Source organism: Streptomyces sp. NPDC056347 (assembly GCF_042262625.1).
Classification (GTDB): Bacteria; Actinomycetota; Actinomycetes; order Streptomycetales; family Streptomycetaceae; genus Streptomyces.
Window position 1 is genome coordinate 1 of the sequence record NZ_JBHJQP010000185.1, and the last position, 15,567, is coordinate 15,567.

Genomic DNA, 15,567 nt, shown 5'->3' on the forward strand with positions numbered 1-15,567 from the left:
CCCCGGGACACTCGTTCCCGGGGCATCGCCGTACGGAGTGACGGCTGGTCAGCCGCCGGTCGCCGGTGACTTCTTCGCGGACTCGGGGATGGCGGCGTCCTTGCGGATCGCCTTCCACAGCTCACCGGCCTGCGGCTCGGCCGCGACGACCCGGTTCCTGTCGATCCTGTCGTAGGCCACCGGGAGCATGATGGTCTCCATCGTGCCCGGGTCGACGCCGTTCATGGACCGGGCGAACTCCGCCAGGGAGGTCAGCGAGGCCAGCTCGGAGTCGGTGGTCAGCGACTTCGTCGCGGAGTTGGCCACCTTGTAGGACTTCGCCGGGCTGCCCAGCAGGTTCTGGGACTTGACCTCGCTCAGCAGGGCCAGCAGGAACTGCTGCTGGAGACCGATGCGGCCGAGGTCGCTGCCGTCGCCGATGCCGTGCCGGGTCCGGACGTAGGCGAGGGACTGGGTCCCGTCGAGCCGGTGCGTCCCGGCGGTCAGGTCGAGCCCGGAGGACTTGTCGTGGATGGGCTTCTCGACCTCGATGGTGACCCCGCCTATGGCGTCGACGAGATCCTTGAACCCGGCGAAGTTGATCTCCAGGTAGTGGTCGATGCGGACCCCGGACATCTTCTCCACGGTCTTGACCACACAGGCGGGACCCACCTGGGAGTACACCGAGTTGAACATCACACGGTTCGCGGTCGGCACCGTCGAACCGTCCGCCCTGGCGCACTCGGGCCGGGTCACCAGGGTGTCGCGCGGAATGGAGACCGCGACGGCCTTGCTCCGGCCCTCGGGTATGTGGACCACCATCGCGGTGTCGGAGCGCGCGCCGCTGACGTCACCGCCACCGCCCAGCTCCTTGTTCTCCGCGCCGGCCCGGGAGTCGGAGCCGAGGACGAGCAGGTTCTGCCCGCTGGTCGGAAGCTTCTCGGGACGGTCCTCCCCGAGCGCCTTGTCGATGTCGACGCCGGTGATGTTCCCGTCGAGCCTGTTGTACAGCCAGTACAGGGTGGAGCCGCCGGCCACCACGAGCACCAGCAACGTGACGAGGACGCCACGCCTGATGCGCTGACCGCGCGTTCGGACCTTGCGGTCCTTGCGGCCCCGGGGCTTGCGACGGGAGGTCGGATCGGAGTCGTCAGACATACACACAGCTCGTCATCGTCTGGGCCCCTGGGCCGGTGGGGGACCACTGAGGCGAGTCGGAACCTCCCGTCCCGCGGGCCGTAAGGAGCCGGGGAACGGAAGGAGGTCGTACGAAGGACCCGTCCGCGGCTCATGGGGCGCGCGCTGGGCGGGGTCACGGCGGGCGTCGCCGGCCGCACATTTCGTCGGCGGGTCGGACGCTGGAGCACTATAGACAGATTTCCCGAGCGGAAGGGAGAGCGCCTATCTTCTGGGAAGCCGGGAGGGACACGGAGTCCCGGCTCCACTTCAGAGGGGATCGTCGGGCGCATGGCAGGCAGAGGGGAGCGCCGCGAGGGGCGCGGCGGGGCACTGTCCCGGAGCGGGGCGCGACGGCAGGAAGCCCGTCCCGACACGGTCGCGATCGTGGTCGCCACACCCGGCGACGCCCCGGCACTGCTGGCGGCGGAGCGTCCCGGCACGACCGTCGGCGTGCTCTGCGCCCAGCCCGGTACGGCCGGGGAACGGGCGGCGTACGAACGGGCGGCTGCCGAGTGCGCGGGCCGCGGGGTGCGGGTGGACCGTGAGCCCCGGGTCCTCGACGCCGAGGTGGGAAAGATCACACAGCCGGTGCTCGACGCCCTGCGTGACCTGCGTCCGCTGCGGGTGCGCACCCTCGACCCCGATCCGGCGCACGTCTCCTTCGACGCCGAGGCCAAGCGGCCGGTGATCGCTGAGCCCCCGCTGCGGGGCAGTGTGGCGCGCGACACGATCACGGCGGCCCGCAAGCTCCAGCTGGAGACCGGTGACCCGGTCTTCGTCGACTGCCACCGGGCCGGTGCCGATCCCCGGCTCGGTGGGGCGGGGGGCCTGCGCCACCCCTGGCCCGCCAGTTGGCTGACCCGGGGCCGGGACGGGCGGCTCACCGCGTACCTTCCCTCGGCCGCGGGCGTGCTGCGCTGGACGGAGGAGGAGACCGGCGCCGACCGGTGGGCCGGGCCGGAGCTGCTGGAGGGACCCGCGCTGCTGCCCGGTCTCACGGTCGTCCAGGACGGTCTCGGCTACGTGCACCTGATCGGCCTGCGCCGCAGGAAGGGGGCGGACGGCGCCGAGCTCGTCGTGGTGGTGCACGCCACGCAGTACCAGTCCGGCCGTCCCCTCGGGCCCTGGCACTCGGCCGGCAACCCGAACGCCAACGACCGGGACAAGGCGCGCGAGGTCGGCTTCCCCGCGGCGGTCTTCGACACCAGGAACCACCTGCACCTCTTCGTGCGCAACTTCGGCCACGGGGTCAGCACCCGGCGGCAGACGGCGGACGGGAAGTGGAACGCCTGGCAGCACCTGCGCGGGGTCAGCGCCGCCGACGAGCTGGCCGCCCTGGCGGGCCCGCACGGCGCCGAGGTCTGGGCGCGGGCCCGGGATTCCGCGGCCGCCGTGCGCTGGCACCGCGGCACGCCCGACGCGAGCTGGACCCAGGACACCGACACCTCCGCGAGCCCGTACCCCGGCACGCTGTCGGCGGCTCCCGAGGCGGGCGCGATCCGTCATCGGTACGCGGGGACCAACGAGGTCTGTGTCGGGGTGCCGGGCGGCATGCCGGTCAGCCTGGGCGGGCCGGACGGCGAAGGCCCGGTCGCCGGGGCCGCCGGGGTGGACATCCAGGGCTGGGGCTGCACGGTGCTGGTGCGCTGGGGAGCGGACGGCACGTGTGCGGTGGGCGCCCATCAGGACGGGCGCCCGGACACCGGGGTGTGGTGGTTCGACGCGGGGGAGACCTCGCTGGTGCCGCCAGCGGTGGCCGTCGACGGGCGGGGACGTGCGGTGATCGCCGTGCTGGCGCCCGACGGACGGCTGCGGATCGCCCGTCAGGAGCCGGACGCGAGCGGTCTGGCGTTCGGGGCGTGGACCACCGTCGGGTCCTGAGGCGTGCCGCGGAACCGGTTCGACAACGTTTTTGCGCCATGATCCAGTCGCTTCGAAGCCTTGCTGCGCCCGCCTTTCTGGCGGTTGTCGACACCTGACGGGTCGCCGAACGGCACCCTGTGCGGCCTTCCTGACGGTTCTGCACCACACTTGAGACCGGACATATATCCATATTCCGCGCCATACGTGCGGTGGTACAAGGTTTGACAGTTTCGGATTAACTTTGTCTTTGTTAGGGTCTGGCCTTGCCTTTATGGAAACCACAGATGGCTCAAAGGTGACCCATCCGTGTTCATGAGGTGAAAGCCCCCTTGATCACGCCCGTCCGTGCAAGCCGCTGGGGCCGTGTTGCTCACCGTCAGGCGAGGGCTGAAGGGCTGAGGGGTCATGGGGAAACTGTCGCTGAGAGCTGTGCAGAAACTCACGTGCAAGAAGCGTGACGCCTGGTGGACGGTGCTGCTGGTCGACCCGGTGGCGACCCGGATGCTGATCGTGATGGCCCGGTTCAAGTTCATCACCCCGAACCGGGTGACCTGGGGCGCGCTCTTCATCGGCCTGGGCTCCGCCTACTTCTTCCTCAAGGGCGACACCCTGTCCCTCGTCATCGGCGCGGGTCTCTACCACCTGAGCTTCATCCTCGACTGCATCGACGGCAAGCTCGCCCGGCTCAAGGGCAACGGCACCGTCTTCGGCGGTTGGCTCGACTACGTCTTCGACCGCATCCGGGTGCTTTTTTGCGCACTGGCCCTGATGGGCGGGCAGTACCTGCGTACGGACGACGAGCTGTACCTGCTCGCCGCGCTGGTCGTCGTCTTCCTGGACATGCTCCGGTACGTCGACGCCCTCCAGATCTACAAGATGCGCATGTCCATGCGGATGAAGATCGAGAAGGTCACGCTGGAGCGCAAGGCGGCCGAGGAACAGGAACGGGCCCAGGAACGGGCCGAGCAGGGGCACGCACAGGAATCCAAGGTGGTCTTCATCGAGGACCTGTTGCGGGAGAACCCCGGCGTCGAGGCCGAGGTGCTCAAGCAGCAGAGCGGCGACGTCGTCGACCTGCATGCCCAGTTCCGCCACCGCTTCCCCTGGTACACCCGGTTCCGTCAGGCCCTGCTGCGCAGCCGGATCAGGCCGCATCTGATCAGCGGCATCGAGTTCCAGATGTTCATCTTCATCGTGGGTCCGCTGATCGGGCAGATCTTGTGGACCACCGCGGCGTCGGCCCTGGCGCTGGGGCTCTTCGAGCTCGTGATCATGTACAAGTTCTGGCTCTCCACCCGTGACTTCACCCGGCTCATGGAGAAGCTCGCCCCCGCCCCGTCCACCGCCGGCACCATCGCCGAGCACCTCCACCGCGGCCGTCACCGTCACCGGGGCCCGGCAGCCGCGCAGGCACGGACGCAGGCGGACCGCGAGGCGGAGATGGCCCGGCAGTTCCCGCTTCCCGAACAGGACGACGACCTGGGCTTCCAGCCGTACCCGCAGCCCTATCCGCAGTACGCCCAGTACACCAGGGACGACCAGCAGCCCCTTTCCCCCCAGCCGGCTCAGTACTCCCAGTACCCCCAGGACACGGAGACCCAGCAGCTCAGGGTGCTGCCCTACTGGGCGGAGAACGAAGGTTCCGTGCGATGAGCGTCCCCGTCGACCCCTCGGCCTACCTGGTCACCATCGTCGTCCCCGCCTTCAACGCGAGCGCCACCCTCGGCCGTGCGCTGCGCTCGGCGCTCGCCCAGACGCACCGGAACACCGAGGTGGTCGTCGTCGACGACGCCTCGGGTGACGGCACCCTCGGCGTGGCCCGGGAGTTCGCCGCCCGCGACGGCCGCGTACGGATCATCGAGCGCCCGCAGAACAGCGGCGGGGTCGGCGCCCCGCGCAACAACGGCATCATGGCGGCCTCCGGGCAGTACGTGATGTTCCTGGACGCGGACGACGAACTGCCGCTCAAGGCGTGCGAGGAACTGCTCGCCTCGGCCGCGGTCACCGGCTCGGACATCACCGCCGGACGGACCGTCCGGGTCAACCTCGACACCGAGGAGACCACGGTCTGGCAGCCCCAGCTGTACGCGGCGGAGCGCACCGTGGCGGGCCTTCGCGCACTGCCCCAGCTCTTCGACGACCCGATCGCCGCGGGCAAGCTGTACCGGCTGGACTTCCTGCACAACAACGGTGTCCGCTTCCCCGAGGGCGTCTACTACGAGGACACCTACTTCTCGACGCTCGCCAACTACCGGGCCCGCTCGATCACCTTCCTCACCACCCCCGTGTACCGCTGGATGTGGGAGCGGGAGTCCGCGGCCCCCTCCATCACCAACCGGCGCGGCGAGCTGCGCAGCATCCGCGACCGGGTCGCGGTCCACCAGTACACCGACGCCTTCCTGAGGGAGGTCGGGGAGACCGAGCTGCTCGCCCACAAGGCGGTGAAGTTCCTCTCGCACGACCTGCACCTCTACGCCCGCGAGCTGCGCGCCGGCGACGAGCGCTACCGCCAGGGCTTCGCCGCCGTGGTGGCCCCCTACCTGCGCTCGCTGGACCCCGCCGTCTACGAACTGTGCGGCGTCATGGAGCGGGTACGGGCCTTCTGCCTCGTCCACGAGCGGGTGGACCTCGCGCTCTCCGTGTCCGACTACGCGCAGCGCCGCAGCGTGCTCAGCTCCGACCTGGCCGAGCGCGACGGACGGGTCTACTGGTCCGGCTCACTGCTGCACCTCCCTCAGGCGGAACGTTTCCTCGATGTCACCGACCTCGACCTCCTGGACCGGCCGCTCGGCGAGGCGCGCCTGTTCAACCAGGCCACCGAGATCGAGATCCGGGGCGGCGAACTCCACGTCTCGGGATACGTCCTCAACCAGCTCGGCCGCTTCTCCTCCGGCGGAAAGGTGGAGCTCAAGGCCGTTCTGCGGCTGCGCAGCACCAAGAGCGACCACGTCTTTCCCGTGACCGCGATCGAGACGGACGACCACCGGGTGCACTACCGGGCGGTCCTCGATCTCGGCTCCAGCATCGGCGCCACCACGGGCGACGGCGTGTGGAACCTCTTCGTCCAGATCCGGCACGCCGGCGAGCGGGCCACCACCACCCTGGCGGTCCACGGCCTCGACATCGGCCGCGAGCGCTACGACGGCCCCCAGGGCCCGTACGAGATGTACCAGACGGTCAGCGGCAACCTCGCCCTGCGCCCCGGGACCGGTGAACGCACCGCGCGCGACACCCGCCGGGGCACCCCCTGGCACTGGTGGGCCGGGAGCGAGGACCCCGCACCGCTGCCGGACACCGGGACGTACCGGGCGGCCGTGGTCGTGCACTGCCACAACGACGAGCACCACCTCTACGAGTTCCTGCACTCGCTCGCCGCGCAGAGCCTGTTCGCCGAGACCCAGGTGGTCTTCGTCGACGACGGCTCCACCGACCGCACCGCCGAGTTCCTCGCCAACTTCGCCTCCTTCTACCGCAACACCAGCGTGCTGCGGATCCCCGCCCAGGGCGTCGGGGCCGCCCACCAGCACGGCCTCGCCCGGGTCGTCGCGCCGTACGTGCTCTTCGCCCGGGGCCGGGACGTCCTCGGCGCCGACTGCCTGCGACAGCTCACCGAGTCCGCCGCCAAGCACGGCGTCGACGTGGCCATCGGCAACTACGACACGTTCCCCGGACCGCGGCGCAACACCGACGAACCCTGGAAGCGCTACTTCGGCAAGGGCGCCAAGGGCCTGACCGACCTGGTCAGAAGCGCCCCCCACCTGGTCTTCTCGACCGACCTCGGCAACAAGCTCTTCCGGGTCTCCTTCCTCAACTCCCAGCGGCTGCGCCCCGAGGCCGGCGACCCCTTCGCCGAGACCTGGCTGAGCGTCGCCGGACTCCTCACCGCCCGCACCTTCAGCCTGGTCGACCGCTACGTCTACTTCGACCGCGACCCCGCGCGCAACGACTCCCTCTTCGACGTCGAGTGGAACGACCCGGACAAGATCCGCGGACGGCTGCGGCTCAACCACCGCCTGCTCGACTTCGGCGACCGGGTCGAGGCCGCCTCGGCCCGGCTGATCCACCGCTTCGTGGTCCGCTCCTACCAGCCCCACCTGCGCAACTACCACCGCGTCATGAACCGGGGCGAGATCGGCGAGGTCTTCGCGGAACTCTGCGACGTCTACGCCCGGCTCCCCGAGGAGACGCTGCTCCAGTACGTCACCCACCCGGTCTCCCGCATCCAGCACCACGCCGTGCGCACCCGGGACTTCGACCTCTTCTGCGACCCCTTCTCCGCCCCCGAACACGAACCGCGCCTCCGCCTGGACGAACAGGGCATGTACCGCCGGCTGGCGGCCGACCCGGTGGAATCCCGGCTGCTGCGCGTCGAACGGCAGCGGGCCGTGCTCGAAAGCGTCCGGTACCGGGACGGCGAGCTCCAGTTCGAGGGCATCCTCACCCTGACCGGCGTGGACATCGCCCAGCTCCTCACCAACCGGATCGAGCTGATCTGCACGGACGGGAAGCGAAGCGTCGCCCTCCCGGCCGAGCAGGTCTACCGCCGCGACCGCTGGCGGGTCCGCAAGGAACGCGACTGGTACGGCGGCTGGCGCGCCTCGGCCGACCCCGGCGCGCTCGCCCCGCTCTCCGGCCGCGACCTCACCGTGACCCTGCGCTTCCACGACGGCGAGCGCCACGTCGACGCCCCGGTCGGCGCCCGGCTGATGCTGCACCGCTTCAAGGGCATGCGCCGCATCGGCAGGGACCGGCTCTGGCTCACCGTCCGCGCCGACGACACCGTGGTCTTCCGCTACTTCACCGGAGCCGGCCAGAAGCTGCGCGGACTCACCCGGCACCTGCTGCGCCAGGCCCGCGCCGCACTGCCCGGCCGCCCCGGCTGGCGCACCCGGCTCGCGTACCTGCTGAGCTACCCGCGCCTGCACCGCAAGGACATCTGGATCATCGGCGAACGGGCCGACACCGCGCAGGACAACGCCTACCATCTGTTCCGCTGGATCCGCGAGAACCACCCGCGCCGCAAGGTCTACTACGCGATCGACGGCGACGCCAAGGACCGCGCCAAGGTCGCCCCGTACGGGCACGTCCTGGACCGGACCTCGCGCCGCTACCGGATGTACCTGCTGCACGCCAAGCGGCTCATCGACCCGTACGACCTGGAGGCCTACCTCGGCTTCCCCGAGCTGAGCAAGAGCTCCTTCCTGCGCGGCTACGGGGACCTGCTGAACTACCGCCGGGTCTTCCTCCAGCACGGCGTCACCTACAACGACGTCGCCCCGTCAGTACACCACCAGGTCACGAGCGTCGACCTGCTTTTGACGGTCGGCGAGGCCGAGCGGTCCTACTTCGCCGAGCACTGCGGCTACGGCTACGCCCGGGTCGCCGCGGCCGGATTCCCCCGGTTCGACGCGCTGGAGCCGGTGCGCTCCGAGCGGCCCCGCATCCTGCTGATGCCCACCTGGCGGCGCGACATCGTGGCCCCGTCCTACGACAGGGCGGCCAAGGCGAAGATCCCGTTCGCGGCCTCGGAGTACTTCCGCTTCTTCTCCACCCTGCTGCGCGACGAGCGGCTGCTGGGCGTCCTCGAACAGACCGGTGTGGACCTGGAGTTCATGCCGCACTACGAGATCCGCCCCTACCTGCACCACTTCCGCATCGACCACCCCCGGGTCACCGTGACCGGCGACGGCCGCGACGTGCAGCTGGCGATGCGCGAGTGCTCCCTGCTGGTCACCGACTACTCGTCCGTCTTCTTCGACGTCGCGTACATGGGCACCCCCATCGTGTACACGCCGTTCGACGAGGAGGACTTCTACGGCAGCCACTACAAGCGCGGCTACTACGAGTTCGAGCGGGACGGCTTCGGACCGGTCTGCCGTGACGTCGACTCCACGGTCCGGGAGATCATCGCGACCGTACGCCGGAACTTCCAGGTGGAGCCGGAGTACCGGGCCCGCGTCGACGCCTTCTTCGGCCGCCGCGACACCGGCAACTCCGAGCGCGTGTTCCACGCCATCGACGCACTGGAATCCGCCGTCGGCAGCAGCCGCACCACCGATGTGCCCGCCGCCCGGCCGCCGCTGGACGGTCCGGTCCCCGGCGGCCAGGGGCGGGGCGCCCGCAAGGAGTGGGCATGACCCACGGCGCGGCACGCAGGGTGTTCCTGGCCGGGGACTCCAGTGTGGCCGACCGGCAGCGCGGCTTCGCGCCGATGGCCGGCTGGGGCCAGCCGCTGCCGCTCTTCGTGCCGGGCGCGGAAATCGTCAACTGCGCGCGGGCCGGGGCGAGTTCGCGCAGTTTCGTGGACCGGGGACGGATGGCCTGGATCCTGCGCCGGCTGCTGCCGGGAGATCTGGTGCTGCTCTCCTTCGGCCTGATCGACATGAAGCCGGACCGGGGCCGCCACACCGAGCCCTTCGCGGGGTACCAGCACTACCTCCGCGGCTGCGTGGACGGTGTACGCGACCGGGGCGCCCACCCCGTGCTGGTCACCAGCCAGGAGCGCGGGGTCTTCGACGCCCACGGCAATCTCCGCCGGCTGCTGGGCCTCTACCCGCCGGCGATGAGGGAGACCGCGGCCGACAAGAGCGTGCCGCTGATCGACCTCAACGAGTGGAGTGTGCGCCGGTGGCGCCGGGCCGGACCCCGGGGCGTCCGTGAGATCTTCCTCCACCTCGAACCGGGGGACCACCCGAACTACCCCGACGGCGTGTTCGACACCACCCACCTCCGGGCGGCCGGGGCGGTCGAGTGCGCGCGCTTCGTCGCCACCGAACTGCGGGACCGTTCGATGCTGGAACCCGGCTGCTTCGCCGCCCTCGAAAGCGCCCACGTCACCGCCGAAGGGCTCGAATGGCCCGATGACCACGTCTTCGCCGAACTGACCCGGAACCGGACCCTGGAGGTGGCCGAATGAGCGACTGGTACCTGTTGGCGCGCATCCACGTCGTACACCCCGAACGCACCGCCGTCTCGGCGGTCCTGGAACTGCACGCCGACACGAACCCCGCGGCCGCGGTCGTGCCCGGCCAGGAGATCGGCCTGCACCTGAGCGTGGTGCCCAGCGGCGCGCCCTACCGCGCGTACGGCTACATCTTCGACGACATCGCCGCCGAGCACGCCACCATGACCGACCTCCACGGCCTGGGACACCTGCCCAACGGCCGCTACGCCACCTACGCCGGCGGCGACGAACCCCGCGCCGTGACCGCGGTCCTGAGGGTGAACGACGACGCCGCCGAGGGCGCGGTCCTGCTGCCCAGGGTGTGTGTCGGCGTGATGTCGTACGCCGGGGAGAAGCTGGTCTCCTCCGCGCAGATCACCGACGCCGGATTCCGGGTGCGGCGGGCCCGGGTGCCGGGCCGCGCCCTGGCCATCCCTCCCGGCGGCTACGCGGTCCTCGGCCCCGACCCCGAGGCGGCCGCGGCCGGAATGCGGGTCGTCGGCGTCGGACTCGCCCGGTACGGCACGGTCACCGCGGTGCCGGACGGGTCCGTCACGTACACCGGGGTGCCCGGCGCGAGCGGCTACGACAGGTTCTCCGTCTGCTACGAGAACCAGGCGGGCCACCGGGACTGGTCCGAGGTGACGGTCTACGCCGGGGACGTCGGCGCCACCCCCGGGCTGCTGCCCGGAGCCCGCACGAGATGAGACGGCGGGGCTTCCTCGCCGCGGCCGCCGCCACCGGGGCCTGGGCCCTGGCCGGCTGCGACCGCCCCGGCGCCCCCGGCGCCGACCGCGCGACCCCGCCCGCACCCCGGCCGGGGAGCGCCGACGGGCTGCCCGAGGGCGTGACCTTCCGCCGGCGCACCCTCCGGCTGCCGGACGCGGGCCCGGTCCGCCACCAGATCCTCTCCGTCGCACCGTCCGCACCGGTCCGGGTCACCGCCGTCCACGGCGCCCGGCTCGACACGGCGGAGACCGTACGCGCCATGGCCGACCGCGTCCACGCGCTGGCCGCCGTCAACGCCTCCTTCTTCGACATCGCCACCAGCCCCGTGTTCAGCGGCCACGACGGCGACCCGCTCGGCCTGCACATCGAGGACGGCACCCTGCTCAGCGAGGCCGCCAACGGCCGGACCGCCCTGGTGCTCGGCGAGGGCCGCGGAACCGGCCGGATCACCGAGGCCCGGTCGGTGATCGAGGTGACGGCCGAGGACGGCGCCGTCCGCCGCGTCGACGGGATCAACCGCACGCCCGGCCGCGTCGTCGGCTGCGGCGGCACCGGCGGCGACGTCCTCGCCGGCACCCACGGGCCCCGGTTCACCCCCGCCCACAACAAGCTCTGCGAGGACCCCGACGAACTCGTGCTGTTCACCCCGGAGTGGGGCGACCGCGCCGCCCGCGGCTCGGCCGAGGCCGTACTCGCCCCCGACGGCCGCGTCACCCGGCTCCGCACCCCCGGCGGCGGCCCGCTGCCGGAGCGTGGCCGGGTGCTCACCGGCATCGGCGACGGCGCCGGATGGCTGCGCCGCCACGCCCGCCCCGGCACCCGGCTCCGCATCACCGCCACGGTCCACGACGGCACCGGCCGCCGCCTCGCGGCACCCGGAGCGACCGTCGTCCAGGCAGGGCCCCGCCTGCTGCGCGACGGCACCGTCGACATCGACACCGGGGCCAACGGCATGCCGCCCACCGCCCTGACCCGGCGTCACCCCCGTACCCTCGCCGGGATCACCGGCGACGGCACCCTCCTCCTGGTGACCGTCGACGGCCGCGACCCCGGGGTGAGCATCGGGGCCACCCTGGCGGAGGCGGCGGAGCTGATGCTCTCGCTCGGCGCCCGGGACGCCCTGAACCTCGACGGCGGGGGCTCGACCACGATGGTGGTGAACGGACGGCTCCGCAACCGCCCCAGGAACGCGCCCGGCACCCCCGTGCGGGAACGCGCCGTCGCGGACGCCCTGGTCGTCCTGGCCCGCTGACGCAGGACCCCCGGAAAACGGAACGGGCCGCACGGAGTGGTCTCCGTACGGCCCGCCGTCGCGTCGGCGAGGAGCGGTTACGCCGGGACGCTCGCCACGCCCTGCGCCAGGAACTTCTTCCCGTTCACCCGCTCCGAGACGCCCTCACGGTCCAGGTACGGCGTGATGCCGCCCAGGTGGAAGGGCCAGCCCGCACCGGTGATCAGGCAGAGGTCGATGTCCTGGGCCTCGGCGACGACGCCCTCGTCCAGCATCAGACCGATCTCCTGCGCCACCGCGTCCAGCACCCGGTCGCGCACCTGCTCCTCGGACAGGACGACATCGCCCTGGTTCAGGAGGGCGGCGACCTCCGGGTCCAGCTCCGGCTTGCCGGAGTCGTAGACGTAGAAGCCGCGCTTGCCGGCCTTGACGACGGCCGCGAGGTTCTCCGAGACGGTGAACCGGTCCGGGAAGGCGCGGTTCAGGGTCTCCGAGACGTGCAGGCCGATGGCCGGGCCGACCAGCTCCAGCAGCACCAGCGGCGACATCGGCAGACCCAGCGGCTCGACGGCCCGCTCGGCGACGGCGACCGGGGTGCCCTCGTCGATGACGTTCTGGATCTCGCCCATGAAGCGGGTGAGGATGCGGTTGACGACGAACGCCGGGGCGTCCTTCACCAGCACCGCGGTCTTCTTCAGCTTCCGCGCCACACCGAAGGCCGTGGCCAGCGAGGCGTCGTCGGTCCGCTCGCCGCGGACGATCTCCAGCAGCGGCAGGATCGCGACCGGGTTGAAGAAGTGGAAGCCGACGACCCGCTCGGGGTGCTTCAGCTTCGACGCCATCTCGGTGACCGAGAGGGAGGAGGTGTTGGTGGCGAGGATCGCGTGCGCCGGGGCGACCGCCTCGACCTCCGCGAACACCTGCTGCTTGACGCCGATCTCCTCGAAGACGGCCTCGATGATGAAGTCGGCGTCGGAGAAGCCCTCCGCCTTGTCCAGCACCCCGGTGACCAGGGCCTTCAGGCGGTTGGCCTTGTCCTGGTTGATCCGGCCCTTGCCGAGCAGCTTCTCGATCTCGGAGTGGACGTAGCCCACACCCTTGTCGACCCGCTCCTGGTCGATGTCGGTCAGCACGACCGGCACCTCCAGGCGGCGCAGGAACAGCAGCGCCAGCTGCGAGGCCATCAGGCCGGCACCGACGACACCGACCTTGGTGACCGGGCGGGCCAGGTTCTTGTCCGGGGCACCGGCCGGGCGCTTGGCGCGCTTCTGGACCAGGTTGAAGGAGTAGATCCCCGAGCGCAGCTCACCGCCCATGATCAGGTCTGCCAGGGCCTGGTCCTCGGCGTCGAAACCGGCACCCAGGTCGCCGTCCTTGGCCGCCGCGATGATCTCCAGCGCGCGGTACGCGGCCGGGGCCGCGCCATGCACCTTGGAGTCGGCGATGGCCCGGCCGCGCGCCACGGCCTGGTCCCAGGCCTCGCCGCGGTCGACCTCGGGACGCTCCACGGTGACCGTGCCGTTCAGCACGTCCGCCGTCCAGACCAGCGACCGCTCCAGGAAGTCCGCGCCCTCGAAGAGCGCGTCGGCGATGCCGAGCTCGAAGACCTGCTTGCCGCGGAGCTGGCGGTTCTGGTTCAGCGAGTTCTCGATGATGACCGAGACCGCGCGGTCGGCGCCGATCAGGTTCGGCAGCAGCGCGCAGCCGCCCCAGCCCGGCACCAGACCGAGGAAGACCTCGGGCAGCGAGAAGGCGGGCAGCGCCTTGGAGACGGTGCGGTACGAGCAGTGCAGCCCGACCTCGACGCCGCCGCCCATCGCCGCGCCGTTGTAGTACGCGAACGTCGGGACCGCGAGGCCGGACAGCCGGCGGAAGACGTCGTGGCCGCCCTTGCCGATGGCCAGCGCGTCGTCGTGGTTCTTCAGCAGCTCGACGCCCTTGAGGTCGGCGCCGACCGCGAAGATGAACGGCTTGCCGGTGATGCCGACACCGGTGATCGCACCCTCGGCGGCCTCCTTCTCGACCTGGTCGATCGCGGCGTTCAGGTTCGCCAGCGACTGCGGTCCGAAGGTGGTCGGCTTGGTGTGGTCCAGGCCGTTGTCCAGCGTGATGAGGGCGAAGCGCCCCGCACCGGCCGGGAGGTCCAGGTGGCGTACGTGCGCCTGGGTGACGACCTCGTCGGGGAACAGCTCGGCCGCACCCTTCAGAAGCTCAGCGGTGGAGCTCACTTGTTGCCTCCGTTGAAGTTCGGGTTCTCCCAGACGACCGTGGCGCCCATGCCGAAGCCGACGCACATGGTGGTGATGCCGTAACGCACCTCGGGCTGCTCCTCGAACTGGCGGGCCAGCTGCGTCATCAGACGCACACCCGAGGAGGCCAGCGGGTGACCGTAGGCGATGGCGCCGCCGTACTGGTTGACCCGCGGGTCGTCGTCGGCGATGCCGTAGTGGTCGAGGAAGGCGAGCACCTGGACGGCGAAGGCCTCGTTGATCTCGAACAGGCCGATGTCGTCGATCGTCAGACCCGCCTGGGCCAGGGCCTTCTCGGTCGCGGGGATCGGGCCGTAGCCCATGACCTCCGGCTCGACACCGGCGAAGGAGTAGCTGACCAGCCGCATCTTGACCGGGAGGCCCAGCTCGCGGGCGACGTCCTCGGCGGCGAGCAGGGAGGCGGTGGCGCCGTCGTTGAGCCCGGCGGCGTTACCGGCGGTGACCCGGCCGTGCGGACGGAACGGGGTCTTCAGACCGGCGAGCGACTCCAGGGTCGTCCCCGGGCGCATCGGCTCGTCGGCGGTGACCAGGCCCCAGCCGGTCTCCCCGGCCTCGGCGTTGGTACGGCGCACCGAGATCGGCACCAGGTCCTGCTGGATCTTGCCGTTGGCGTACGCCTTGGCGGCCTTCTCCTGCGAGCGCACCGCGTACTCGTCGGCGCGGGTCTTGGTGATCTGCGGGTAGCGGTCGTGCAGGTTCTCCGCGGTCATGCCCATGAAGAGGGCGGACTCGTCGACCAGCTTCTCCGAGACGAAGCGCGGGTTCGGGTCCACGCCCTCGCCCATTGGGTGGCGGCCCATGTGCTCGACACCGCCGGCGACCACGACGTCGTACGCGCCGAAGGCGATCGAACCGGCCGTCGTGGTGACGGCGGTCAGGGCGCCCGCGCACATGCGGTCGATCGAGTAACCGGGCACCGACTGCGGCAGACCCGCCAGAATGCCCGCCGTGCGGCCGAGCGTCAGACCCTGGTCGCCGATCTGGGTGGTCGCGGCGATGGCGACCTCGTCGATCCGCGCGGGGTCCAGGTCCGGGTTGCGGCGCAGCAGCTCCCGGATGGCCTTCACGACGAGATCGTCGGCGCGGGTCTCGTGGTAGATGCCCTTCGGGCCCGCTTTGCCGAACGGGGTACGGACGCCGTCGACGAAGACGACGTCCCGGATGGTACGAGGCACGGTGGCTCTCCTCCAGGGTGCGGGATGGCACTGCTGCGCGGCACGCCCGGAAGCGTGCTGCTCCCCACATGCTACTTGCGGGTAACCAGACTGCCCACCCCCTGCGCCGGGAGCGGCGAAGGTCACACGCTCCCGGCCCCGGGGCGGCGCGGGCGACGGTCCCGGAAACGCCGAACGCCGGACGGACCGGAATCGGTC

Annotated in this window: 9 protein-coding genes; 6 read left to right on the top strand and 3 right to left on the bottom strand. The window is 71.3% G+C overall.

Going from position 1 to position 15,567, the window contains the following annotated elements; genetic code table 11:
* Nucleotides 1–48: 48 nt before the first annotated feature.
* On the bottom strand, nt 49–1,137 hold the full coding sequence (locus tag ACFCV8_RS30600; protein WP_376688736.1) for an LCP family protein: 1,089 nt from the start codon (nt 1,135–1,137) through the stop codon (nt 49–51).
* Nucleotides 1,138–1,446: 309 nt separating this feature from the next.
* On the opposite strand from ACFCV8_RS30600, the gene ACFCV8_RS30605 reads away from it, so the two are divergent.
* The 6 genes from ACFCV8_RS30605 (at nt 1,447) to ACFCV8_RS30630 (ending at nt 11,945) form a co-directional block, all read left to right on the top strand.
* The gene (locus ACFCV8_RS30605; RefSeq protein ID WP_376688737.1) at nt 1,447–3,039 is read left to right on the top strand and encodes a hypothetical protein; all 1,593 of its coding nucleotides are present in this window, start codon (nt 1,447–1,449) and stop codon (nt 3,037–3,039) included.
* Between the two features lie 411 nt (nt 3,040–3,450).
* Nucleotides 3,451–4,674 carry a CDP-alcohol phosphatidyltransferase family protein gene (locus ACFCV8_RS30610; protein ID WP_376688738.1) on the top strand — a complete coding sequence of 408 codons (1,224 nt, stop codon included), beginning with the start codon at nt 3,451–3,453 and terminating at the stop codon, nt 4,672–4,674.
* The gene (locus ACFCV8_RS30615) at nt 4,671–9,158 is read left to right on the top strand and encodes a glycosyltransferase (protein WP_376688739.1); all 4,488 of its coding nucleotides are present in this window, start codon (nt 4,671–4,673) and stop codon (nt 9,156–9,158) included. The genes ACFCV8_RS30610 and ACFCV8_RS30615 overlap by 4 nt, the downstream gene beginning before the upstream one ends.
* Nucleotides 9,155–9,937, top strand: a complete 783-nt coding sequence (locus ACFCV8_RS30620) for a rhamnogalacturonan acetylesterase (RefSeq protein WP_376688740.1) — start codon at nt 9,155–9,157, stop codon at nt 9,935–9,937. The genes ACFCV8_RS30615 and ACFCV8_RS30620 overlap by 4 nt, the downstream gene beginning before the upstream one ends.
* Nucleotides 9,934–10,671: an Ig-like domain-containing protein gene (locus ACFCV8_RS30625; protein WP_376688741.1), complete on the top strand. Its 738-nt coding sequence runs from the start codon at nt 9,934–9,936 to the stop codon at nt 10,669–10,671. Before ACFCV8_RS30620 ends, ACFCV8_RS30625 begins: the two co-directional genes overlap by 4 nt.
* The gene (locus tag ACFCV8_RS30630; RefSeq protein ID WP_376688742.1) at nt 10,668–11,945 is read left to right on the top strand and encodes a phosphodiester glycosidase family protein; all 1,278 of its coding nucleotides are present in this window, start codon (nt 10,668–10,670) and stop codon (nt 11,943–11,945) included. Before ACFCV8_RS30625 ends, ACFCV8_RS30630 begins: the two co-directional genes overlap by 4 nt.
* Before the next feature lie 77 nt (nt 11,946–12,022).
* Here ACFCV8_RS30630 and ACFCV8_RS30635 read toward each other — a convergent pair whose 3' ends face one another.
* Together ACFCV8_RS30635 and ACFCV8_RS30640 are read right to left on the bottom strand one after the other, a co-directional pair.
* Nucleotides 12,023–14,152 carry a 3-hydroxyacyl-CoA dehydrogenase NAD-binding domain-containing protein gene (locus tag ACFCV8_RS30635; protein WP_376688743.1) on the bottom strand — a complete coding sequence of 710 codons (2,130 nt, stop codon included), beginning with the start codon at nt 14,150–14,152 and terminating at the stop codon, nt 12,023–12,025.
* Nucleotides 14,149–15,369, bottom strand: a complete 1,221-nt coding sequence (locus tag ACFCV8_RS30640) for a thiolase family protein (protein WP_376688744.1) — start codon at nt 15,367–15,369, stop codon at nt 14,149–14,151. Before ACFCV8_RS30640 ends, ACFCV8_RS30635 begins: the two co-directional genes overlap by 4 nt.
* Nucleotides 15,370–15,567 lie beyond the last annotated feature (198 nt).